Raw genomic sequence first — 23,613 nt, 5'->3', positions numbered from 1 at the left:
ATAAGTAATTTACTAAATGGATTCTAATAGAAAGTTGACTATAAATAAATTTATCAATTAATTTTAATTCCAAACTGAGAAGCTATATTTTGAACATCTTTTTTATTAATTTTTTTGATGTCATTTGCATTTAAATCTTGGATAGACTTACCATTAATCTTGGTGTTGTTAATAATTTGTTGCGCTTTCTTATCTAACCCTGCCTGCTTAGCTACTTGATTTGCAACATTTTTGACAGTATCAGCACTCAATAAGTTCTTCAAAGAAGATGCATCAACACTAAAGTTGAGTTTATTCAAATCACCAGTGATAACACCGTTTAATGTTAAGCTAGGTATTTTCTGAGTAAACTGGTTAAAGCTAACACTTACAATATCAAATTTTAGCTGCAAAGGAATATTGAACATTATATTTCTTACTCCACTAAACTGCCAAGTTCCTTGACCAGATATTGTTAAGCTATTAGCATCTATATTAACCCCTTGAATATTTAAGCCCTTAATTGCTTTTCCAGCTACATTTTGCAAATTAAATTTGACAGTATTATCAACATTTAGCTCATTTGAAACAACTACGCTAACATCAACATCACTATTATTTACAGATTTAACATTAATTGCTGTTGGCTGACCTAATAACACGGGGTTTGTTGATATGTTAGTTATATTAGCATCGTAGGTAATACCTGCATTTTGATAACCTTTTATATCAATATTTTGAATTACAAAACTAGGATACTTATCACGAAGCATTTCATTTTTTACATTCGCATAACCATATACTTTAGCTTGTTGCTTCGGTGTAATTGATCCTGTCTGTTTAGTACCAGTTGCATCATCATTACTAGAACTAAAGTTTGATAAGAACTCTGCTGCTTGCTTAATACCATCAGCAATTTCTTTAGTTTGCTTTGCATTAGCTTCTAACTTTTGCAGATCTACTTGTTGTAAATTTTGACTTGCTTTACCAATACTTTCTATAGCTTTCTTCTTGAATTCTTCTGAGTTTATACTAGCACCATCTTTAGATGTTGCTTTAGTATTGATATATAAGCTAGCTTTTTCAGCTCTTTGTTTATCTAAAGATACACCAGTAACTAAAACATTTTTTAGCGTTAATTGTCTAGTAAGTAAATTTGAAATATTTAGACTCGCACTCACATTTTCAGCATAGAATCTATCCTTATCAAGATTTTTTGGATCTGCCACGCCTAAACCTTTAATATCAAGACTTGCTTTTGTGAAATCTAAGCTTAAAGATTGATAGTCTACTGTTGCTCCATTTGCTTTAGTCAACTGTTGCTTAATGATATTTGATACCATTGATGTTTCTAAGAGCTTAGGAGAATATATCAAAGCCGCAATAATTAAAGCTACAAGAACAATTCCTGTTAATCTAAATGGCTGTCTAAACTTACGATTTTGCATTTCAACCCAGTCAACTTTTGCAATATTCTTACCCAAGAAGATCCAGCTAGCTACCTTAACAAAAAAATTCTTAGTGATTTTGTTATATAGTTCTGTACCTGACTGAATAGATGACATTTTTGCAATTATCTTTTTGTATATCTTTGCGATAATAAGACCAAATATAACACCTAAGATTATTGCTAGAACAAACCCTCCTGCAACGAGATAATAATCAAATCCGGCATAGGCTAAGACTGGCGTATTAACCATAGTCTTGAAAATAGGTTGTGTAAAACCATCTAGCAAAAATTGTCCGAATGAGAAGCTAACAATCTCAAGCAAAAATGAAAGTGCTTTTGCAATAATCGCAATAAATACAAACACACCAATATTTATTCTAAGAATTATCACCAATATTATTACTGCTACAAAGAGTAATGGTGAGTATGAGACTCCTGGAATAAAACCAAACACAAACGCTAATACTGATGTAATTAACAATTGTGCAGGCGTGAGTTTAGAAAAAATAGTCGATTTAATTTTATTAAATATGTAATCAAACATTCCCAATCACCTTATTTTATTTTTAAATTTACCAAATAATATTACTATAATTGCATTTTATTAACGACTTTTTTAGGACTAATCTTTCAGCATTCGAGAGTTTTAGTAAATTATATTTACTCTAGGTAAAATGTAACACCACCATAAACAAAATACTTATAGACGATAAAATCAATGATATTGAGTACTCCATTACATGCTTTAGCTAAAGAGTTTTCATATATCCTATTCTTTAAGTTTAAATTCTGTTTTTTATTAGAAAAAATAGCGTAAATGAGTTATTATTTGAGATGTTATTTAACAAAAATTTTCGTCAAACGATCAAATAAGGAAGAAAATCAATGAACTTACATGAATATCAAGCTAAAGATCTTTTAGAAAGCTATGGTCTAAAAGTTCAAAAAGGTATCGTAGCTCATAACCCAAATGAAGCTGCTCAAGCATTTGACCAACTTGGTGGTAAATTTGCTGTGGTTAAAGCTCAGGTACATGCTGGTGGTCGTGGTAAAGCTGGTGGTGTAAAAGTTGTTAAATCATCTCAAGAAGCTCGTGAAGTAGCAGAGAGCCTAATCGGTACAAATCTTGTTACTTTCCAAACTGATGCTGAAGGTCAGCCAGTTAATTCTGTAGGTGTATTTGAAGATGTATACCCTGTTACTCGTGAGTTATACCTTGGTGCGGTAGTTGATAGATCTAGCCGTAAAGTAACATTCATGGCTTCAACTGAAGGTGGTGTAGATATTGAAGAAGTAGCTCACAACACTCCAGAGAAAATCCTTAAAGTAGAAGTAGATCCATTAGTTGGTCTTCAACCATTCCAAGCTCGTGAAGTAGCTTTCAAACTTGGTCTTGAAGGTAAGCAAATTAATGATTTCGTTAAAACTATGCTAGGTGCTTACAAAGCATTTGTTGAGTGTGATTTTGCATTATTTGAAATCAACCCTCTTGCAGTTAGAGAAAACGGCGAAATCGTTTGTGTTGATGGTAAAATCAACCTTGATTCAAACGCTCTTTACAGACACCCTAAATTATTAGCTCTTAGAGACAAATCTCAAGAAAATGCTAAAGAACTTAAAGCTTCTGAGCATGAGCTAAACTATGTAGCTCTTGAAGGTAACATCGGTTGTATGGTAAACGGTGCTGGTCTAGCAATGGCTACTATGGATATTATCCAATTATACGGTGGTAAGCCTGCTAACTTCCTAGATGTAGGTGGTGGTGCTACTAAAGAAAGAGTAATCGAAGCTTTCAAACTAATCCTAGATGATGAAAATGTAAAAGCTGTTTTAATTAACATCTTCGGTGGTATTGTACGTTGTGATATGATCGCTGAAGCAATTATCGAAGCTGTTAAAGAAGTAAACGTAACTGTACCAGTAGTTGTTCGTCTAGAAGGTAACAATGCAGAAAAAGGCGCTAAGATATTAGCTGATTCAGGTTTAACACTAATACCTGCTGATGGTTTAGCTGATGCTGCTGATAAAGTTGTGAAATCACTAGGTTAATAAATTAAAACAGTTAAAAGGATATTAAATAATGAGCGTATTAGTTGATAAAAATACAAAAGTTTTAGTACAAGGTTTTACTGGTAAAAACGGTACTTTCCACTCAGAGCAAGCTATTGCTTATGGTACAAATATCGTAGGTGGTGTAACTCCTGGTAAAGGTGGTACTACTCACTTAGATAGACCAGTTTTTAACACAATGGCTGAAGCTGTTGCAGCTACTGGAGCGGATGCATCTGTAATCTATGTACCAGCTCCATTTGTAAAAGATTCTGCTATCGAAGCAATCGATTCTGGTGTTAAGTTAGTTGTAATCATTACTGAAGGTGTTCCTACTCTAGATATGTTAGTAGTTAAAGAATATTTAAAAGGTAAAGATGTACAAGTTGTTGGTCCTAACTGCCCTGGTGTGATCACTCCAGGTCAATGTAAGATTGGTATTATGCCTGGTCATATTCACCAACCTGGTAAAGTTGGTATCATTTCTCGTTCTGGTACTCTAACTTATGAAGCAGTTGCTCAAACTACTAAGTTAGGCTTTGGTCAATCTACTTGTATCGGTATAGGTGGAGATCCAATCCCAGGTATGAACCAAATCGAAGCTCTTAAACTTTTAGAGAATGATCCTCAAACTGAAGCTATCATCTTAATCGGTGAAATTGGTGGTACAGCTGAAGAAGAAGCTGCTGAGTACATTAAACATAATGTGACTAAGCCAGTTATCGGATATATCGCTGGTGTTACAGCTCCTCCAGGAAAGCGTATGGGTCATGCTGGTGCGATCATCTCTGGTGGTAAAGGTACAGCTGAAGAAAAATTCGCTGCATTTGAAGCTGCTGGTATTGCTTATACTAGATCACCTGCTGAATTAGGTTCTAAACTTAAAGAAGTTACTGGTTGGTAATTTTTATTTTCTAAATATTTTTTCTTTATTCATATTTCAATTTTATAATTTTAAAAAATCTAATTTAAAGTGATAATATAGTTTCATATAAGCTATTAACTTACTAGTGAGATTATGTTTAAGAAAATAATTTTATTTTTTAGTCTTACGATACTACTCCTATCTACCAACATAGGGTATTGCTTATCAGAGAGCAAAAATAATAAACAAAACAAAGAATGTGGCACACTATCTACCATCCTTATGACGCCTATCTCAGCAGTAGGTATAGGAGTAGGAACTATTCTAATGGTACCTGTAGGTTTATTAGGAGGAATGGTTGGCGGAGCCATGATGTCTCCAATGATGTTTGATAGTGGTGGCTTAAGTAAAAACTCATTTATACAACTATTCCAAATAGGCGGGGCTGTTATTTTAGGAGCTATTTTAGGTGCAGGAGTAGGAGCTGTTGAACTACCTAAAAGTACCGCGAAGAGTTTAATTAGTGATGCCAAAACTAATTGTCATATAATATAAAACCAAATATATAAGTACTAAAATAATGCAAAAAAATATTTTAATTACGGGTGCGAATAGAGGAATTGGGCTAGGTTTCGTTGAACACTATTTAACAAAAAACTGTAATGTAATCGCAACTTGCCGTGATCCAGCTAAAGCAAATGACCTAAAAGAACTTTCTAAGAAATATCAAAAACTTATTATAGAAAAACTTGATGTTAGTAGTCCTACAGACCAAGAGCAATTATTTCAAAAGTATAAAAGTATTGTTATTGATATATTAATAAACAATGCCGGTATTTACCCTGAGAACCATCAAAAATTTAGTATTTCTGAAACTAATCCAAACTGGATAAATAATGCTTTTCAAACGAACTGTTTAGGAGCTTTTTATCTTATTCATAATTTCAAAGAGAATCTGCTAAAATCTGCTAATCCAATAGTTATCAATATGGCTAGTCAAGCTGGCTCTATAGAGCAAACAAAAGCTGGTTTTGGTTATTCATACCGCATATCAAAAGCAGCTCTAAATATGTTGACAAAAACATTTGCTGCTGAGTGCCCAGAGATAATTACCATAAGTCTTCGACCTGGTTGGGTTAAAACTAAGATGGGTGGAGATAATGCTACTATGGAAATTAGTGATAGCATCCAAACAATGACGAATCTTATTGAGAATCTTCATCATAAAGATTCTGGAAAATTTTTAGATGCTCAAGGAAATATTGAGCAATGGTAAAATCTCTCGAAATGCTTCTAAACATTGATAAATCAACCTTGTTACACTTTAGAATCAACTTAAATAGTTGTAAGTTTTATGAATTAAGCTTATAGAGCAGTTTATAAAACTTAAACATATTGCTATTCTTTATTCTAATTGTTACAACAACTATAAATAAAATGTCACTACAAACTATCAAAAAACTATCTATTATTTGCATTATTGGTGCTTTAGTAATGTGGGTTTTATACCCTTTTATTTACTCTATTCTTTTTGCAGGACTTTTAGCAATAATACTTGCTCCCCTTCAAGAGTACTTAGAGCAACATATTGGTAAACATAGAAGTAGTTTCCTATTAGTTATGGGGATTCTTCTGTGTGTTTTTATTCCTATATTAATTGTTCTATACTATGCTATTTCAGAGATTGTTTCATACTTACAACATCCAGAAACACTTTCACAAACTTTTACTACTCTTGGTAATTCTATAGGCAAAATTCCTTACATAGGAAGTATCCTTCAAGAACATTTTGACAAACTAGTAAAGGCAATTAACGATGATAGTGACACCATAATCTCCAATTTAGGTCAAATATTACCTAAAGTTAGATACGTAGGCTCAACATCTATAAGCTTTATAACAGATTTTTTAATTACACTTTTACTGGTATATCAATTCCTAGTTAGTAGCTCTACTTTAGAAAAATTTGCAAAAAAAGTAGTACTTAAGGACTTTGATGATAGTGATAGTTTCATATCTACAGCAATTATTACAACTCGTAGAGTAAGTTTAGCAATTTTTCTAACCGCATCACTTGTTGGTACTGTTATGGCTATAACATTCTTACTAACAGGTATGCCAACACCTATTTTACTTGCATTTACCGTAGCTATTGCATCTATGATCCCATTTATGGTTGGCATTGTTTATATACTCATCGGAGCCAGTGTATTTGTAGTATATGGTGCTACCAAAGCTATTATAATATTAGTAGTCGGTTTTGCTCTAAATATTTTCACAGACAATATTATGCAACCCAAAATTATCAATAAACAAGTACAACTTAGTTTCGCTGCCTCATTGATAGGTATACTAGGAGGAATCCAAGCTTTTGGTTTTATCGGAATATTTCTTGGACCTGTAATATTTAATGTTACATTCGTTGGTATAGAAAAACTTATGAAAAATAGTAAGTAATATTATTCTTTAAGGCATTGGAAAAGCATCAAAACTATGAGCTGATGCTAAATTTTCATCCCAATTAGCTTTACTAGCCATAAATATATTAGCTGTCGGCTTAATATCTACTTTATCATCTAGACTACCAGCAGGCACTACTAATAAATTAAATTCTGATTGCTCAAAAGGTAATGCTGAACCACATTCACTACAAAAACTTTTTGTATGATGTGATGCAGGTAGTTTATATTTTTTGACTAATGCTTGACCAGATTGCCAATTTAATTTTGCATTTGATGAAAACAAATTAGCTGCATGAGCTGAACCTGTATCTTTACGACAATGCTCACAATGACACAGAAAGAAATTTTCAAAACTACCATTAATTTCAAATTGAACAGAATTACAAAGACACGAACCTTTGAATGACATACTTACTTACCTTGGGTTATTAATTTTATATAAGAGCGGAAATTATATTCAATATACATTAGATATCAATAGCTACTAAGGCTTTTAAGCTATTAAAAGTGCATTTAGCAATAGCTTATTAATGATTTATATTTAGTGTTTAGTTAAAATGAATTTACCCTATATTTTAATAAAATCAAAAATGGAACATCTTAGACATCCTCAAGGACTCAAATTCTTATTCTTTGCTGAAATGTGGGAACGCTTCAGCTTTTACGGATTATCAGCTATTTTAATTCTATACATGACTCAGCGATTAGATTTCACAGATGCTAATGCTGCTCTAGTTTTTGGTAGCTATGTAACATATCTATATATCACTACCGCTGTTGGTGGGATTTTAGCAGATAGAATTATTGGCTACAGGCGTTGTGTGCTGATTGGTGGTGTCTCAATTATGACTGGTCATATAATTATGGCACTATCTGGATCTAGTGATACTGCATTATTTTTAGGGTTAGGTTGTATTTCTGCTGGCACAGGTTTTTTCAAGTCAAATGTCTCTACAATGGTTGGTAGGCTCTATGATGATAGAGAGTCTCTACGAAATAGTGGCTTTGCATACTTTTACACAGGTATAAACTTTGGTTCTGTATTAGCAACTTTTATAGTTGGTTTTGTTGGTGAAAAAATTGGTTGGCATTATGGTTTTAGTTTAGCCGCTTTTGGAATGGCTCTCGGGTTAATATTTTTTGAATCAGGTAAAAAGCATTTCCCTAAAAGCTGTGATGCGCCGAACTATGAAGTTATGCAAAGAAAACTTTTCTTGGGATTAAATGTTTGGCAAGCAATTATATTATTTGTGATTTTTTCAGCATGTATTTTTGCTTATTTAATAGCTCACCCTACTCAATCTATGATAATTATTTCATTATCTGGAATTGTTCTGTTGATTTATCTAATATCTCTTTGGAAATCTCTTGGAAGTAATCAAAAGACTAATATTGCTATTCTTTTAATACTATCAATATTTATGCTTTTTTACTGGTCACTGAGTAATCAAACTTCTATTAGTATTCCTATATTTATCAAGCATAATATTGAACTTAATATCTTAGGTTTTAATATGCCTGTTACTACTGTTATGGCAACACAACTGACTTTATTAGTTATAATTACCCCTTTTTTTGGTGTTTTATGGCAGAAACTAAGTCAACGTAACAAAGAACCTTCTGATGAGTTAAAATTTGTATTTAGCTTAGTATTTCTTGCGTTATGTTTCTTATTCTTAAGCATAGCTGGATCAATAGCAGCTCAGTCAGGTCATGCTAATGTAATATGGTTATTACTATGCTATCTAGTGCTTGTATTTGGTGAGCTGTGCATTTCACCTGTTGGATTAGCCTTAGTCACTCGCCTTGCTCCTGAGCATCTAAAATCAACAATGATGGGTGTATGGTGGACAATTAGTGCTTATGCTGGATTCTTTGGTGGTGTAATTAGTTCACATATTGCTGTAGATAAAAACACTCCTGCAAATAGTTTTGCATCAGGATATTTTAAACTTTTTATTGCAGCAATTATTATGGCTGTTATATTATTTGCATTAACTCCAGTATTAAAAAAAACTTACTAAACTTAGGGTATAAAGATGATTCTAATTGCAAATGATGAAGGTCGTGGTGGCGTACCTGAAGCTTTCAAACGACTTAAAAATAAAGAAAATGGTCTCAGATCTATAATTGAGGGTATTAAACTTGTAGAGAATGATACTACTATCAAAACTGTAGGTAGAGGCTCTTGGCCTGATATTTTGGGCAATGTAACTCTAGATGCTTCTGTAATGGATGGTGATGATCTGCGTACAGGCTCTATCGGTGCTCTAAAAGGTTATGCTAATGCTGTCGAGGTTGCTTATGAAGTTATGCAAAGATTACATCATGAGATATTAGTTGCTGAAGGAGCAAATCGATTTGCTAATGAAATTAATGCTACTAAAATCGATAACCTATTACCAGAAATTAAAAAAGTTTGGTTAGAACATTTAGATAAACATTTAACTGCTGAGCAAAAAGCTAAGTTTCCAAATATTCCACTGATAGAACTAAGTAAATTTGCTGTTGATCCTGAAAAAATATTTGATACTACAGTCTATCTATCAAAAGACTATAATAACACTATCTCATCTGCTACAAGTACTTCTGGCTGGGGCTGGCGTTATCCTGGTAGGTTAGGTGATAGCCCAATTATTGGTGCTGGCTCGTATGCCGACTCTAGATATGGTGCTTGTGCTTGTACACATACTGGTGAGATGGCTATTCGTTGTGGCACAGCTAGGTCTGTAGTTCTATATATGAAAATGGGAATGTCTGTAAAAGATGCTGTGTTAGAAGCTGCTAAAGATTTACGCTATCTTAAAACTGGATATTTAGATGAGCTAACAATTCATGCTATTGATAGTCAAGACAATCACTATGTGGCAAGCTTTAAAGGTAGCGAACCAGTATTCTATTGGGTTTGGACTGACAGTATGAATGAGCCTGTTAAAAAGCAGGCTGAATTAATATCGTAGTTATTTACTTTTCTTAATACATCTATTTAAAATAGATATATTCAAATAAAATGCTCTAGTAAATGACAAAATTACTTTTATCAGTTTTTACCATATTAATATCGCTTAGTATTTCATTCTCAGCAGAAAGAGATTATATGGGGATGTCGAAGGATCAAGTTAAAAACTCTATTCAAACAATGCAAATTTATGATGCTTCATTGATATACCCATATCCAACATGGTTTAGCACGGATCTAGTCGGCGATGTATATAGAAGTCAAAAAGGGATTAGCTTTTTATATGAGCAAATACCTACGGGACAGAGTTTTGATGATTGGAAAGAAATATATACCATATCAGGATTATATGACAAAGAAAATAAGCTTAGTGTATCTCAATATGCTAACTATGTTCTATCTGGGTTTGTAAAGTCATGTGGTAAAAATGTTAAAATTCTAAACACTGCAAAGACAGAATCTTCAAGTATGTCAATTTTGCTATGTGGATCCTTATCAAATAAAAATATAAAAGCCTATAATAACAATCCTGGTGAGATAGCTATTTTTAAATTTATTAAATTCAAAAGCACTATAATACAAATTGGACAAGAATGGAAAACCAAATCATTTGATGCTGCTAGTATTAATCAATCAGATTTTTTAGAAAATACCTATAAATACGTTAATAGTAAAGAGGCATTTTCAAATGCGTTCAAAGAAATTCATGAAAATGTTAGTGTTACTCAAGCTATTTCAAAACCATATTAACTTTAAGAACCTATAACTCTATACCCAAACCAATCAGGTTTTAAGTCATATTCTTCATCACTCGGAGTTAAATGAATATACTTACCTCCAATAGAGCCAATCTCTAAACAATCATCGACTTCCATAAGATTATCTTTATGCAGATGTAATGAGTTTTTTAGTAGGCTTTGCTTCGCTTTCTCTTTTGCCTCTGTCTTATCTGTAGCAACAAATAAAGCAAACTCATGTAGCTCATTTAGCTTAGATTCATCATAGCCTCCAAGATTGACAAAATATAACTTTTTATTAAAGTTTTGAGGTCTATCTTGGATAGATATTTGATAACCATCTGCACCTTTGAGAGCTTTATAACTATCCAAATGCAATCCTTTGACCGTGCCAAACCAATTTTGTCTAAGTTGCTCATACGTATCTTCGATAGTATTACCAATTACAAACTGTACATCATGTAACTCGATATTTGCTTTGGGTGCGTTCCCGCCAAGATAAACGATAAATAGTTGACTCATAAAAACTCTATAAAATTAATTTTGTTACAAACAATTATACCAACTCTAAAACAAATTGAAGACTATGAATTATGATTAATAAAGGGTTACTCATTAGTAGTTAGTAGCGAAACCAACATAAAACTAATGTTATAATATGATAAATCAAAGTTAGATAATCTACTAATCCATGACAACCCTAGAAATCTGTATAGATAACTATCAATCAATACTCAATGCCCAAAAAGCTGGCGCTGATAGATTAGAACTATGCTCCGCTCTTGGAGTAGAAGGACTTACACCCTCGCCTAGTTTAGTCAAATTTGCCAAAGAGAATTTCATAGGTTCATTACAGGCTATGGTTCGCCATCGTGCTGGTGATTTTTATTATGATAAGATAGACCAGCAAATTATGCTTACTGATTGTAAACTGATGCTAGAGCTTGGTGTTGATGGTATTGTCATTGGTGCTTTAACTAAAGAAAATAAAATAGATAAAGAGTTTCTAAAGCCATTTATCAAGCTGGCAAAACAAGCTGGCAAAGAACTAACATTTCATAGAGCAATTGATTTAACAACAGATATATACACAGCTACGCAAGAAGTTATTGAACTAGGTTTTGATAGAATTTTAACATCTGGAGCTAAGCCAAATGTAATTAAAGGTTTAGAAATTATAAGAACTCTACAAGAAAAGTTTGGCAGCCAAATTCAAATAATGCCTGGTGGTGGAATTAACTCAAATAATATAAAAGAAATACTCGAAACTACAAAAGTGACAAATATCCACTGCTCTGCTTCTAAAAAAATTTTACGAGATATTGACTCTACAGTATTCCCAACTTCCGCCTTAGAAATTAAAGTTAGTCAAGTTGATGAAATATCAGTAATTAAATCAAGACTTCAGATCAAATAGTGAATCATAAAATTAGCTACAAATTCAATAGAAATAAATAACAAATCTATTATAATACCTTGGCTATAAGGTTATTTTATTTAAGTACCAACTTATCAACATGTATCAACATTTTAAAAATCTATACAGTGATCTTGCTAAAATGAGTATTAATAGTTATATATTCATGATTAGCGTATTACTAAGTATTTCGGTCTTGGTCTCTATAGGTATCTCATATGCTCTACATATACAGTACGCATATTGGGCAGGCTATACTTGTGTGCGTATTATGACCGATAACAAAACTATGACTTATAAACGAGGCCTATTAAGATGTATAGGAACACTCATGGCTTTATTAGTTGTACTAATATGCACCTCATTATTTAGATCTGATATTGCCATTATCAGTCTGATAGTTTTTTTATTGGTTCTTTGTGTTTCAATGGCATATTATTTTACCGAGTATACATATTTCTTTATTATGTTTTGTATCACTTTAGGTCTATTTTTCTATCCATATACAGTTTTTTCAAAGGATATAGCTATAGCTATTATTATTGATCGCTCTATAGTGACTATAATAGGTGCTCTATGTGTATGTGTGATAGTCCTACCATTTTTGAAAAAAAAGGAGATTGCTAAGAAACAATCTCAGAAACAAACTAAAGAGCGTCATTTTGAAATGATAGCTTTTTCAATTTTCTTTATCTTAACATTTGCTTTCATATTCTTTATAACAGTTCCATTTAAGAACATATTATTATTTGAACAAGCCCTCATAGGTGTTGTCGCTGTTATGTCTAGTTTTGAACACTCTCAAATACATCACCTAAGCTTACAAAGGTTTTTAGGATGTTTAATAGGTCTATTGGTACCATTTATACTTGCGTTATTTAATCTAAGTATAATTTTAGTTCTAATTATTTCTTTTATTATCGTTATCTTATTTGGTCTAATCCAACTACAAGGCAAATACATAGCTTATATGGGAGCTCAAGCAAACTTATGTTTTTTGACGTCTATATATGCAAATAATGATATTTTACAAGTACAAGCTGGATACCAACGCCTTTTGAGTACTATTGTTACATTATTATGTATTGTTTTTGTTAGTACTTTATACTTCTCTTTTTTACGCCTAACAAAATCTTATCTCAACAAAAAAACTCTTAATAATTAGACTTAATTCTAGATTTTAGCAATACTTAACTATAATCTTGAAATCTTAGTTTTCTAATAAATCCCAAATGATGATAAAAAATATATTCTTTGACTTAGATGGCACACTTGTAAATACAGTTGGTGATCTAACAGTTGCAACAAATGCCATGCGTAAATATTTTGGACTTGAGCCGGTATCTGAAGATGTCTTAGCAAATATAATTGGTAAAGGTTACCCTACCACCGTTAGAAAAGTTCTAGCATTAGATTTCAATGATAATGATTATATTGAATCTATAGCTGATACAGGTGTTAAAATTGTCAGTCAAACATACAAAACTCTAAATAGTGCAAATAGTAGAGTATATCCCAATGTCATTGAAACTTTAGATTTCTTAAAGCAACAAGGTATAAAAATGGCTGTTGTAACAAACAAACATGAAGAAGATGCTATACAATCCCTAACCCATTTAGATTTAATTGACTATTTTGAAGTAATTGTTGGTGGAGATACTACAACAAGCTACAAACCATACGCTGAACCCTTACTGTTTGCTATGAATAAGCTAAATGCTAAAGCCGAAGAGAGTTTGATGGTTGGCGACTCTATGAATGATTTTTTGTGTGCTAGAGAGGCAAATGTAAAAACTATAATGGTAAGTTACGGTTATCATAATGGTGTAGATCTAGAAGCTCTAGATAGCTTTGCATATATTGATAATTTTGCTGAGATTCAAAACATTGTCAAAGAAATAAATCCACATTAACAATTAGTAGTTTCAAAATAAACCTCTTAAGAAGGTTATTTCAAAATTTCACTTGAACAAGCACTATGCTATAATTTCGCCATAATCGTATTTTGAAGAACTTTTTAAAAATGGCAAATCATCATAAATTAATAATCCTAGGATCTGGTCCTGCTGGATATACTGCAGCGATCTATGCGGCTCGTGCAAACTTAAACCCTGTAATAATCACAGGTATGCAACCTGGTGGACAACTTACAACTACTACAGATGTAGATAACTGGCCAGGTGAAGCTGATGGTATCATGGGCCCTGAGCTTATGGAAAAACTACAGAAACAGGCTGAGAGATTCGATACACAAATCACATATGACACAATTAACTCTGTAGATCTACAAACTAGACCTTTCAAATTAGTTGGAGAGATTGAAGAGTATACTTGTGATGCTCTAATTATAGCTACTGGTGCTACTGCTAGATATTTAGGTTTAGAATCAGAAGAAAAGTTCATGGGCAAAGGTGTGTCTGCTTGTGCTACTTGTGACGGCTTTTTTTACAAAAACAAAGATGTCGCTGTAGTTGGTGGTGGTAACACTGCTGTTGAAGAAGCTCTTTTCTTATCAAATATTGCGAAATCTGTAACACTAATTCATCGTAGAGATTCTCTTAGATCTGAGAAAATCCTTATCGATAAACTAATGGAAAAAGCAGAAAATGGTAATGTAAACATTATCTGGGATAGTACATTAGAGGAGGTTCTTGGTGATGATATGGGCGTTAATTCTTTACGCCTTAAAAATGTCAAAACTAACGAAGAATCTAAGATTGATGTTATGGGAGTATTTATTGCTATCGGTCATACTCCAAACACAGGTATCTTCAAAGATCAGCTTGAAATGGAAAATGGTTATATCAAGGTAAAATCTGGTCTAGCTGGCGATGCTACTCAAACGAATATCAAAGGCGTGTTTGCTGCTGGTGATGTAGCTGATCATATTTACAAACAAGCAGTAACTTCTGCTGGTACTGGTTGCATGGCTGCACTAGATGCTGAGAAGTACTTAGATAATCTAAATCAATAATTTCAACTCATCACTAATTCAATATCTATTACTTAGTTTTGTCTAAAAACTTTAATCCTTTAAATATTGGTAATAATGTACATAATGCCAAAGCTGCCAATACATAAAACCATCTATTACTAGGTAATGGTTCTAAATAATTAATCATAAAAAATATTGTATATATAAACATAACTACTAGACCAGATAAACCATAAGCAACACCTTGTATTTTACCCTGTAAAGTTATCGGCGTATTTTTTTGTGCTATAGTAACAATTATTACCCATGATGATATAAATACACCAGCTACTAGATAATACAAGATAGCAAAAGCTATACTCTGGTTTAATCCCAACAATAAATACATCATAGCTGATGCACTTATAGAAAAAGCTAGCGTTAATTTTGGCGACATTTTTTCTATCATATATGGCAATAGAATATTCCCAATAATAAAACCTATCGAAAATGCTATCTCTATTAGTCCAAATTGCAAAGATGAAGCATGAAGAATATTCTTAGCATATGGAGATATAAAGATTGGCGCAATCATATATATACAAGTCATGCTAACTTGAGCCAAATAACACCAGTATAACGATATATTTTTGTTAAGGTAGTTAATCGCCTCCTTCCAATTATCTAAAAAATTCCCTTTTTGATTTTTTACAATTCTCTTTGGCACAATCATAAAACTACACAAAGTCGCAAAAATACTTCCAGCAAGCATTATTATCATAATCTGATGCATATCGAAATACGCTACTAAGATCCCTCCTAAAGACATTCCAATAACCATACCAAATTCAAATAGCCCATCCATCGTACTATTTGCATATAATAGAACATCATCATTAGGAAATAGCTCTCGTGACATTATCATCATTGCCGGCATAAAAAATGCTAATATAATCCCCCATATACTTGTAAACAAATATACTAGAGTTAAAGAATCTAAATTACCAAAAAATACAAATGCTGAAAGTAATATAACTCTAAAGATATTTACTAGAACTATAATTATTCTTCTAGGTATAAGATCAGCAAAATAACCGGTAATTGGAGATAATATAACTCCAAAAATCCACCAAGTAAGCATAAACAACATTATAACTTCAAGGTTATTCTTTAGAGTTAACAAATGCCAACTTATAGATATATACGCGATACCTACCACAGTAGCATTAAATAATGTCATCACACAAGCATAGCTAAAAGAACTATTACTAAATAGTCTACTTCTAGCTTTAAAATAATTGAGCATACAATACCTATTAAGATAAGATTTTTTAAAGTCATACGACTAAATTAATTACAGAAAATATAGATACAAATAATCTAAGGTTATTCTATATTAGAAATAGTTATAAACAAGGTAAATATTTAGCACATTTTATGTACTATTTATTTTTTTCTATAGTTTTCTTGAATATTTCCTAAAGCTTTTTTGTACTTCGTATATTAAGGTAATATTTATTATTAAATGAATAATATTCAATAAACTTATATTATCTCTACCCAGACTAGTAATAGGATTTAAGATCCTTGCAAAGTTATACAATAAGTCATTGGAATAAACCCAAAGCATAAAAAATCCTATAGCTAAAACACATATAATAATTAAAATAATATACACTGCTAATATCTTTATCATATAAATAAATAACTTTAAATCAGGCTTTATATCATACTTTAAAGATGTGTCTCTTATGTCTTCAAATAAAATAAGTAGAGAAAAACTAACAATTAATATCAATAATGAACGAATTTCATTTAATGTAAATAAGAGATTAAAGCCTAAGAAAATTAATACTGTCTTATAAGGATTTGTTCCATAACTACTAACATTTCTTTCAAAACATAGGATTAGCTTATCAAAGAAGTCTTTTAGACTCGACCATTTTAAACTTTGATAATGATACTCACATTCATCTTTATAGTGCTCAACTGCTTTTATAGAATCATTTTTCTTTATTGCTTCATACTTAAGTACCCTTGCAGTTTCTTGAGCTTCTTTATTTGAGATTTCATAAGAACTTTTTGCAACAGTAATATCATAAAAATCTAAAATAGCTCCAGCATCAACATTTATCCTAGCCAAATTTAAGCCTTGATTAAACTTAGCCTCTCTAAAACTCACATTTTCTTTGAAAAAGACATATCTAAAATCCATAAATTTATCAAATATGACTCTCTCAAATACTGATTTACCATTGAAGTTAGTATTTTCAAAAAACACTCTTTCATTAAAGATAGACTCATTAAGGCTTATAGTATTTTCAAATGTTGAATCGACAAAAGAAATTCCTCCAAGAAAAAATATAGATTTTTCAATTACTATCTTTTCTTTAAAAGATCTATTTTTAGTATAGATACCTTTTATAAAAATACTCTCTTTAAAAGAGATTATAACATCAAACTCTATATATTCTTTTGATGTCTGCCCTATATTAAAAAAATCTTTAAAAAAACAGTTACTAAATTCTATAGAAATATCATTAACATCAAAAATAACTCTACACAAAAATATACAGTTAACAAAAATAATTTTTTTAAATTTTTGCTGTTTATTATCCTCATTAATATAATTTTGAATAGAAAATGTATTATCTGCAAAGATGAAATTAGAAACCACAAGCATATTTTCCCCTGAAAGCATTTCTTGCTCAGTTCTTCTATCTCCATCTAGCACAAAACCATTCTTTATTAAATCTTCTTTACTAAGCAATATGCTCTTACCTAAATCACCATCAACAATTTCTCTAATTATCTTGTTACTATTATCTAACTCAAAAACCAATCTATCTTTTTTGGCTTCATCCTCATAATAAACTCTACTCAAATGTACACGGATTTCTCTATCAGTCATATCTCATCAAAATCTTGTATTCTTATCTTTAAGTATAAGCCTTTTTTGAAAAAAGCACATCAGCGACAAGTAGTTTCAAAAACAAATGATTAGAAAATAAAACTGTTTGAACGAAGTGAGTTTTTTATTTTCCATTTATTTTGAACTACGATAGCGTAGTGCTAGGCAGTTTTGCATACTTTTTCTGCCATGAAAAAAGTATGTCGCTATAACTTACGCAGTAAGTAGCGAAACAAAAAAGATTGAACTATAATTTTCTACTATAATGATTAGACAAGTCGCGACTGATTTCTACAAAAAGTTTAGAATTATCGCCCCCTCAAAAAGAAACCATCCAGCTGAGCAAAATTTAATTTAACCCAAGTCGGTCTGCCATGATTACATTGACCGGAATTTTCAACAGTTTCCATCTGTCTTAGTAGATGATTCATCTCCTGAATACTAAGCTTATCATTTGCTCGTACAGCAGCATGACAAGATACTGTAGCCAAAATATGGTTTAGATAAAACTCGACACTCTTTGTCTTACCAGAAGATGTAAGCTCTGTAGCTATATTTGATATTAGATTTTGTACATCTTTATCTTTGACATATATTGGCGTTGAACGAACTAATACTGCATCATCTGCTACTACTGATATTTCAAAGCCTAGCTTCTCAAAAACTTCTAGATTCTCATCAATCGTTGCGACTATATTACTTGATAATCTGCATGTTAAGGGCATTAATAGATTTTGCTTAAACTTAGCAGTATCAGCATGCCAAGTTTTTTTCATTTCTTCATAGAGTATTCTCTCATGTGCTGCATGCATATCAACAAGTACTACACCATCTTCAACCTGCGAGAGAATATAGATACCATGTATCTGACAAATAGCCTGCCCTAATCCACTAGACTTTGTTTTTTGTGATATATGAATTTCATTTTCTTGAGTGTTTTGATTATTAAAGTACCTATCTAATATAGTCGCACTATTATCTTCTTCCTTATCATCTTCAATATTGATATCCAAACTCATATTACCAATATTAAGAGGATTATTAGTACCTTTAGATTCTTGATATATATTGCTTTCACTATAGCTAGAAGTCTCAATTTCGATATCTGCACTTGTAGTTATAGCTTTATTGACTGTACCAAAAAGAAAATCATAGATGAATTTCTGATTTCTAAAGCGCACTTCACTTTTAGCTGGATGAACGTTTACATCCACCTCTTTATAATCCATATCAAGATAAAGCAAAAATGCTGGATATCTATTACCATACATTACATCTTTATAAGCATTTTTTATCGCATGAGTAACAATCTTGTCTTTGATAATACGTCCATTTATATAGAAGCTCTGCATATCTGCTCTAGCTCTATTGAATCTAGGACTAGCCACCCAGCCCCATAGATGAGCATCTCCAACCTCTTTATCTATATAAATAGCATTCTCAATAAAATCACGACTATACAAATCTAAGACACGATTGTATTTAAGTTGCGCATCTTCTGCTAAAAGTAGATCTTTGACCTCTTTACCATTATGAATAAGCCTAAAGGCTATACCAAAATAGCAAAGCATATATTTCTTAAGTAAATCAGAAATATGTAAAAACTCAGTATTATCTTTTTTCAAAAATTTGCGTCGTGCTGGTGTATTGTAAAAGAGTTCACTAACCTCTATAGTTGTCCCTGTCACATGTGCAGCAGGAGTAACCTCTCTAGTTTCGTTATTGATTTGCCAAGCATCATCATAGTCTTGATGCTTAGATATAATCTTTAACTTAGATACAGATGCAATACTTGCTAATGCCTCACCACGAAAGCCCATGCTAGCAACAGACTCTAATTCTTCAAGAGTATAAACCTTACTTGTTGCATGAGGTGCTAGAGCTAGTCGCAAATCATCATAAACAATTCCTTTACCATTATCTCTAATTCTGATTAATGACTTACCGCCCTCTTGAATTTCTATAGTAATAGCAGTTGCTCCTGCATCTATAGAGTTTTCAATAAGTTCTTTGACAACAGATGAAGGTCTTTCTATAACTTCTCCTGCAGCTATTTGATTGGCTAAATCTTCAGGTAATAATCTTATTTGGCGATAATTTTGCTGAGAATACATAGATAATTTATCACAAAGGATCTTTTACAAAATCTCTTGTTGAACACTCCTTCCATAGCTCTTGATCTACAATCTTGCCAGACTTATCTTGATATGGATAGATTTTATCTTTTGTTAAACCGCACTCCCATTTTATTTTATTAGCTTGGGATTTAGGTATTCTTTGCCAATATTCATCTTTGCCTAAAAATCCCCAAAAAGCTCTAACATAAACTTTATCACCATCTTCTATAGTTTGAGCTTTAACATGATAAAATTTACCATCATGTGGATTTAGTACAGATCCTTCGGTATAAACTGGTCCTTTTCCATGTGATTTATCAGCAGAACCTGACTTTTTAATATCCCATACAAACTCTAGTCCTTGATATGTATCATGTCCACTAGAGTAATCATATTTATGTCCATAAGCATCGCCTTTGCCACAGTTTTTACAATATACAATCGGAGGATGAATCTTACCATCATCAATATTTGCTAATGGTACAAACATTCTTGCATTTAAACTACCATGATCGTTAGTATAAGCATGAATTACACCAACATTTGTATTTGTAGCTTCATCTCTCTGTAACCAATAACCATTTACATTTGATTTATCAAAATTTGCATAACTACTCACAGCTATAAAAAAACCAAAAATTAGGAAAGTAATTTTTTTAATCATTCTAGAAAATTTGTTATGACTTTTAAGATAAAGTATAAAGAAAAATTGGAATTATACAAACTAATTAGACAGGACTTTTAACGCCAAATTGCTCAACAGGATAGTTAGTACAAGTAGCAGTAACCTTCTCATCTTTATTTACATATTGTCCATCAGCGGTTACACCACAATCTGCTTTAACTTTTTCGTAATCAGCTTTTGTGATTCTTTGCCAATGAGCAGCTTTGCTACCTAGTTCTTTACCCCACACGATATAAGCAGCTTTAGCATACATTGTTCTACCTGCATCTTGAACTTGTGCTTCAGATGCGTAAACTTTACCATCATTTGGATTTATTACACCACCATCTTTATATACATCACTACTTTGACCAGCAACACCTGTACCTGATTGTGGCTGCATATTACCTGCGAATACTATTCCCTGTAGCGGAGTGTTTTTACCTTTGTAATCAAAACCATTATATGAGCCATTTGAGCAATTATTACATGTTGCTCTTGGCTTAGTTGGTTTACCAGATGCATCGACATACATTAGAGGAACTACTATCTCCATTTGAAGAGTCCCTTTCTTTCCATAATCATTATTATCTGCGAAATAAGTATGAATAATACCTTGTGGCATACCACGACCAGCATCAGGATCTTCATCAAATTGTACCCAGTATCCTTCTGGTGATAGGTTAACGCCTCCTGTATCATCCGCATAAGAAAAACTTGTCGCACCAAACGTTGCCAAAGCCATTAATGCTAAAATTTTAGTTTTTTTCATTACTTCTCCTTTAATTCTTCTTTAAGATTAAGTATAAATTTTATTTCTTAACCTCTCGATACTAACAAAGATAATATTTTTATTCAAATATATACGAGACATTATTAGCATTTTTATAAATAAGGCTTATAATTAATTTTAATATTAAGTAATTAAGTCTATATTCTTGCAAGGAAAAATCATAACGAATTTCGGTGGCAACATTTCTGTCAAACTTACAAATGGCGAGAAAGTTTCGGCACTATTACGAAGCCACTTAAAAGGTGAACTGACTGTAGGGGATAATGTAGAATTAGAATATACAAATTCCACTTATGTAATTACTAAATTATTAGATAGAAAGAATTTAATCGCTCGTCCGAATCAATATCAGCGTAAAAATAAAAATATTGCCGCAAATATTGATAGTGCTGTAATAATTATTGCACACTCTCCAGCACCAGTTGAACACTATATTGATAGATATCTAGCTGCACTACATAACAGTAATATTGAACCAATAATTGTTATCAACAAAATAGATAATCAGACAGAAAAAGATAAAGAATATATTCAAAGCCTAGCAAGTGTTTACCAAGAAATTGGCTATAAAGTTTTTTATATATCTGCACAAAACAATATAGGAATTGACAAGCCTCTTAAAGAGCTTAAAGGCAAAACATCAATATTCTTAGGTCAATCAGGTGTTGGCAAGTCTGAAACATTAAATACAATACTAGGTGAAAAAATTACTGCAACAACTGCTGTATCAGATTCTACCAAGAAAGGGCGTCATACTACTACATGCTCTACTTTGTACGAGATAGATGATACTACTAATATAATTGACTCTCCTGGCATAAGAGAATTTGGACTTTGGCATATCACAAAAGAAGAGCTTTTTGATGGTTTCTTAGATTTCAAAAAATATAAAGGGATGTGCCAATTCAGAAATTGCTCACATGAAGAGGGATCTAAAGGTTGTCAAATTGTTGAGCAAGTTAAACAAGGTCGCATCAATCCCGTTAGATTTAAGAATTATCATCGAATATTATCTGAGATCAAAAACTAAGAATAGATCCTAACCAATCACCTCTTTTAGAAGTATTCAATCCAAAATGGCTTTAAACTAGTTTTAATTTGGCTTATAGTACTTAGGTGTAAATTCTATGCCATATTTAACATTCATCCACATTCTACTGATAAAACTCTGCATTTCTGCATCATGAATATTAAGAACATACATCTTTTTGATCATCTCATCAGTAGGTCTGATATTCGTATCATTAAATATATCATCTAAATATTTTTCATTTTGTGTTACTGCATTAGGCTGATATAAATAATTACTATTTTGAGCTGCCACATACGGATCTATAATATAGTTCATAAGAGCATAAGCTTTATCAAGATCTTTAGCTCCTTTTGGAATCATCAACATATCAAACCAAATATTAGTACCTTCTTTAGGTATCACATAAGCTAAAGTCACATCAGGATTAACAGTTTTTGCTCTTTCGACAGATCTAACCACATCACCAGAGTATCCCATTACTAGACACAGATTACCAGCTGTGAAATCATTTTGATACTTATTACTATCAAAGTACTTAATATATGGACGTACGTTTTTGATAATATCTAGAGCTGCCTTCTCATACTCAGCTTTACTATTAGTATTAGGATCAATACCATGATAAAAAAAGTAATTACCGAATATCTGCTCAGGCTCATCAAGCAATGAAACTCCACATGGTGCTATCTGTTTGAGATACTTTTTATCAAATACATATTTCCAACTATTAGGAACAACATCCTTTCCTAATCTTTGTTCTATTTCTTGTTTGTTATAAGCTAGTCCAGTAGTTCCATAACTATATACTACAGCATAGTTATTACCCGGATCATTAATTTGAGATACCTTGTCATAAATAACTTTATTACGATAATCTAAATTTGGTAACTTTGACTTATCTAACTTAATAAGAGCATTCGATGCTATCTCGCTATTCAAATACAAAGCACCCTGCTCTATCAAATCAAAACCAGAAGAGCCTGTCATTATCTTCGCTCTTGTCATATTATCATCAGATGTGTATATATACTTAACTCTAGTATTAGACAACTCTGAAAAACAAGGCACTATATCCGGAGATATATAGTCAGCCCAGTTTGTAAAATTCAACTGAGTTCTAGACTCTGATGCTATAATTGGATTTTTGAGAATTTTGTTATCACAAACATACGAATCTTCTTCAGAATAAGCTACATTTAGTAAGCTAACTAGCAGGCCCAAAACAAAAACTTTTCGTTTCATAAAAGTAACACACGCTCTAGT

Annotated in this window: 21 protein-coding genes and 1 pseudogene; 13 read left to right on the top strand and 9 right to left on the bottom strand. The window is 32.0% G+C overall.

The window, feature by feature from the left end; translation table 11 throughout:
- Positions 1 to 53: 53 nt before the first annotated feature.
- Positions 54 to 1,973, bottom strand: coding sequence for a TIGR03546 family protein (locus IMS64_RS02665; RefSeq protein WP_211490826.1), 1,920 nt, complete (start codon positions 1,971 to 1,973; stop codon positions 54 to 56).
- Positions 1,974 to 2,314: 341 nt separating this feature from the next.
- On the opposite strand from IMS64_RS02665, the gene sucC reads away from it, so the two are divergent.
- The 5 genes from sucC to IMS64_RS02640 all read left to right on the top strand — a co-directional run bounded on the left by sucC (position 2,315) and on the right by IMS64_RS02640 (position 6,800).
- Positions 2,315 to 3,478: an ADP-forming succinate--CoA ligase subunit beta gene (sucC, locus tag IMS64_RS02660; RefSeq protein WP_004288146.1), complete on the top strand. Its 1,164-nt coding sequence runs from the start codon at positions 2,315 to 2,317 to the stop codon at positions 3,476 to 3,478.
- Positions 3,479 to 3,509: 31 nt separating this feature from the next.
- Entirely contained in the window at positions 3,510 to 4,382 is an 873-nt protein-coding gene (sucD, locus tag IMS64_RS02655) for a succinate--CoA ligase subunit alpha (RefSeq protein WP_035735287.1), read from the top strand.
- A gap of 114 nt (positions 4,383 to 4,496) precedes the next feature.
- Positions 4,497 to 4,898, top strand: coding sequence for a hypothetical protein (locus tag IMS64_RS02650; protein WP_211490825.1), 402 nt, complete (start codon positions 4,497 to 4,499; stop codon positions 4,896 to 4,898).
- A 25-nt stretch (positions 4,899 to 4,923) separates the two neighbouring features.
- Positions 4,924 to 5,619, top strand: coding sequence for an SDR family oxidoreductase (locus tag IMS64_RS02645; RefSeq protein ID WP_211490824.1), 696 nt, complete (start codon positions 4,924 to 4,926; stop codon positions 5,617 to 5,619).
- A 161-nt stretch (positions 5,620 to 5,780) separates the two neighbouring features.
- Positions 5,781 to 6,800: an AI-2E family transporter gene (locus tag IMS64_RS02640; RefSeq protein WP_211490823.1), complete on the top strand. Its 1,020-nt coding sequence runs from the start codon at positions 5,781 to 5,783 to the stop codon at positions 6,798 to 6,800.
- Between the two features lie 9 nt (positions 6,801 to 6,809).
- On the opposite strand, the gene IMS64_RS02635 is transcribed toward IMS64_RS02640, so the two are convergent.
- Positions 6,810 to 7,214 (bottom strand): GFA family protein, encoded by a 405-nt coding sequence (locus IMS64_RS02635; protein WP_211490822.1) that lies wholly within the window; start codon positions 7,212 to 7,214, stop codon positions 6,810 to 6,812.
- Between the two features lie 181 nt (positions 7,215 to 7,395).
- Between IMS64_RS02635 and IMS64_RS02630 the strand changes: the two are divergent.
- From IMS64_RS02630 to IMS64_RS02620, 3 genes and pseudogenes are all read left to right on the top strand, one after another.
- Positions 7,396 to 8,842 (top strand): annotated as a pseudogene (locus tag IMS64_RS02630) (peptide MFS transporter).
- Between the two features lie 2 nt (positions 8,843 to 8,844).
- Complete coding sequence (locus tag IMS64_RS02625; protein WP_211490820.1) at positions 8,845 to 9,765, top strand: glycosylasparaginase; 921 nt, start codon at positions 8,845 to 8,847, stop codon at positions 9,763 to 9,765.
- Positions 9,766 to 9,827: 62 nt separating this feature from the next.
- A complete protein-coding gene (locus IMS64_RS02620) occupies positions 9,828 to 10,514 on the top strand; it encodes a hypothetical protein (RefSeq protein WP_200151384.1) in 687 nt (228 codons plus the stop codon).
- A gap of 2 nt (positions 10,515 to 10,516) precedes the next feature.
- Here the strand turns inward: IMS64_RS02620 and IMS64_RS02615 are convergent, their stop codons facing one another.
- On the bottom strand, positions 10,517 to 11,023 hold the full coding sequence (locus tag IMS64_RS02615) for a DUF1543 domain-containing protein (protein WP_200151383.1): 507 nt from the start codon (positions 11,021 to 11,023) through the stop codon (positions 10,517 to 10,519).
- A gap of 169 nt (positions 11,024 to 11,192) precedes the next feature.
- On the opposite strand from IMS64_RS02615, the gene IMS64_RS02610 reads away from it, so the two are divergent.
- The 4 genes from IMS64_RS02610 (at position 11,193) to trxB (ending at position 14,892) form a co-directional block, all read left to right on the top strand.
- Entirely contained in the window at positions 11,193 to 11,918 is a 726-nt protein-coding gene (locus IMS64_RS02610) for a copper homeostasis protein CutC (protein ID WP_211490819.1), read from the top strand.
- Between the two features lie 142 nt (positions 11,919 to 12,060).
- The gene (locus tag IMS64_RS02605; protein WP_211490818.1) at positions 12,061 to 13,083 is read left to right on the top strand and encodes an FUSC family protein; all 1,023 of its coding nucleotides are present in this window, start codon (positions 12,061 to 12,063) and stop codon (positions 13,081 to 13,083) included.
- A 70-nt stretch (positions 13,084 to 13,153) separates the two neighbouring features.
- Positions 13,154 to 13,831, top strand: a complete 678-nt coding sequence (locus IMS64_RS02600) for an HAD-IA family hydrolase (protein WP_211491079.1) — start codon at positions 13,154 to 13,156, stop codon at positions 13,829 to 13,831.
- A gap of 110 nt (positions 13,832 to 13,941) precedes the next feature.
- Complete coding sequence (gene trxB / locus IMS64_RS02595; protein ID WP_211490817.1) at positions 13,942 to 14,892, top strand: thioredoxin-disulfide reductase; 951 nt, start codon at positions 13,942 to 13,944, stop codon at positions 14,890 to 14,892.
- Between the two features lie 28 nt (positions 14,893 to 14,920).
- On the opposite strand, the gene IMS64_RS02590 is transcribed toward trxB, so the two are convergent.
- From IMS64_RS02590 to IMS64_RS02570, 5 genes are all read right to left on the bottom strand, one after another.
- Positions 14,921 to 16,138, bottom strand: a complete 1,218-nt coding sequence (locus IMS64_RS02590) for an MFS transporter (protein ID WP_211490816.1) — start codon at positions 16,136 to 16,138, stop codon at positions 14,921 to 14,923.
- A 150-nt stretch (positions 16,139 to 16,288) separates the two neighbouring features.
- Positions 16,289 to 17,743 carry a pentapeptide repeat-containing protein gene (locus IMS64_RS02585; RefSeq protein WP_211490815.1) on the bottom strand — a complete coding sequence of 485 codons (1,455 nt, stop codon included), beginning with the start codon at positions 17,741 to 17,743 and terminating at the stop codon, positions 16,289 to 16,291.
- 308 nt (positions 17,744 to 18,051) lie between these two features.
- Entirely contained in the window at positions 18,052 to 19,857 is a 1,806-nt protein-coding gene (gene mutL / locus IMS64_RS02580) for a DNA mismatch repair endonuclease MutL (RefSeq protein ID WP_211490814.1), read from the bottom strand.
- A 10-nt stretch (positions 19,858 to 19,867) separates the two neighbouring features.
- On the bottom strand, positions 19,868 to 20,524 hold the full coding sequence (locus tag IMS64_RS02575) for a DUF2147 domain-containing protein (protein ID WP_088820993.1): 657 nt from the start codon (positions 20,522 to 20,524) through the stop codon (positions 19,868 to 19,870).
- A 64-nt stretch (positions 20,525 to 20,588) separates the two neighbouring features.
- Positions 20,589 to 21,296: a DUF2147 domain-containing protein gene (locus IMS64_RS02570; protein WP_004288166.1), complete on the bottom strand. Its 708-nt coding sequence runs from the start codon at positions 21,294 to 21,296 to the stop codon at positions 20,589 to 20,591.
- 166 nt (positions 21,297 to 21,462) lie between these two features.
- Here IMS64_RS02570 and rsgA point away from each other — a divergent pair, with 166 nt between their 5' ends.
- On the top strand, positions 21,463 to 22,347 hold the full coding sequence (gene rsgA / locus IMS64_RS02565; RefSeq protein WP_211490813.1) for a ribosome small subunit-dependent GTPase A: 885 nt from the start codon (positions 21,463 to 21,465) through the stop codon (positions 22,345 to 22,347).
- Positions 22,348 to 22,410: 63 nt separating this feature from the next.
- On the opposite strand, the gene IMS64_RS02560 is transcribed toward rsgA, so the two are convergent.
- Positions 22,411 to 23,592: a polyamine ABC transporter substrate-binding protein gene (locus IMS64_RS02560; RefSeq protein ID WP_211490812.1), complete on the bottom strand. Its 1,182-nt coding sequence runs from the start codon at positions 23,590 to 23,592 to the stop codon at positions 22,411 to 22,413.
- Positions 23,593 to 23,613 lie beyond the last annotated feature (21 nt).

Source organism: Francisella philomiragia (assembly GCF_018135955.1).
GTDB classification, from domain to species: domain Bacteria; phylum Pseudomonadota; class Gammaproteobacteria; order Francisellales; family Francisellaceae; genus Francisella; species Francisella philomiragia.
This window is presented reverse-complemented; position numbering and strand designations above follow the sequence as displayed.

Bases quoted from the DNA above. Each gene is read 5' to 3' on its own strand.
- IMS64_RS02640 (WP_211490823.1), top strand. From the start codon at position 5,781: ATGTCACTACAAACTATCAAAAAACTATCTATTATTTGCATTATTGGT.
- IMS64_RS02560 (WP_211490812.1), bottom strand. From the start codon at position 23,592: ATGAAACGAAAAGTTTTTGTTTTGGGCCTGCTAGTTAGCTTACTAAAT.
- IMS64_RS02610 (WP_211490819.1), top strand. From the start codon at position 11,193: ATGACAACCCTAGAAATCTGTATAGATAACTATCAATCAATACTCAAT.
- sucC (WP_004288146.1), top strand. From the start codon at position 2,315: ATGAACTTACATGAATATCAAGCTAAAGATCTTTTAGAAAGCTATGGT.
- IMS64_RS02620 (WP_200151384.1), top strand. From the start codon at position 9,828: ATGACAAAATTACTTTTATCAGTTTTTACCATATTAATATCGCTTAGT.
- IMS64_RS02585 (WP_211490815.1), bottom strand. From the start codon at position 17,743: ATGACTGATAGAGAAATCCGTGTACATTTGAGTAGAGTTTATTATGAG.
- mutL (WP_211490814.1), bottom strand. From the start codon at position 19,857: ATGTATTCTCAGCAAAATTATCGCCAAATAAGATTATTACCTGAAGAT.
- IMS64_RS02635 (WP_211490822.1), bottom strand. From the start codon at position 7,214: ATGTCATTCAAAGGTTCGTGTCTTTGTAATTCTGTTCAATTTGAAATT.
- trxB (WP_211490817.1), top strand. From the start codon at position 13,942: ATGGCAAATCATCATAAATTAATAATCCTAGGATCTGGTCCTGCTGGA.
- IMS64_RS02650 (WP_211490825.1), top strand. From the start codon at position 4,497: ATGTTTAAGAAAATAATTTTATTTTTTAGTCTTACGATACTACTCCTA.
- IMS64_RS02600 (WP_211491079.1), top strand. From the start codon at position 13,154: ATGATAAAAAATATATTCTTTGACTTAGATGGCACACTTGTAAATACA.
- IMS64_RS02605 (WP_211490818.1), top strand. From the start codon at position 12,061: ATGAGTATTAATAGTTATATATTCATGATTAGCGTATTACTAAGTATT.
- IMS64_RS02625 (WP_211490820.1), top strand. From the start codon at position 8,845: ATGATTCTAATTGCAAATGATGAAGGTCGTGGTGGCGTACCTGAAGCT.
- IMS64_RS02570 (WP_004288166.1), bottom strand. From the start codon at position 21,296: ATGAAAAAAACTAAAATTTTAGCATTAATGGCTTTGGCAACGTTTGGT.
- IMS64_RS02590 (WP_211490816.1), bottom strand. From the start codon at position 16,138: ATGCTCAATTATTTTAAAGCTAGAAGTAGACTATTTAGTAATAGTTCT.
- sucD (WP_035735287.1), top strand. From the start codon at position 3,510: ATGAGCGTATTAGTTGATAAAAATACAAAAGTTTTAGTACAAGGTTTT.
- IMS64_RS02665 (WP_211490826.1), bottom strand. From the start codon at position 1,973: ATGTTTGATTACATATTTAATAAAATTAAATCGACTATTTTTTCTAAA.
- IMS64_RS02645 (WP_211490824.1), top strand. From the start codon at position 4,924: ATGCAAAAAAATATTTTAATTACGGGTGCGAATAGAGGAATTGGGCTA.
- IMS64_RS02575 (WP_088820993.1), bottom strand. From the start codon at position 20,524: ATGATTAAAAAAATTACTTTCCTAATTTTTGGTTTTTTTATAGCTGTG.
- IMS64_RS02615 (WP_200151383.1), bottom strand. From the start codon at position 11,023: ATGAGTCAACTATTTATCGTTTATCTTGGCGGGAACGCACCCAAAGCA.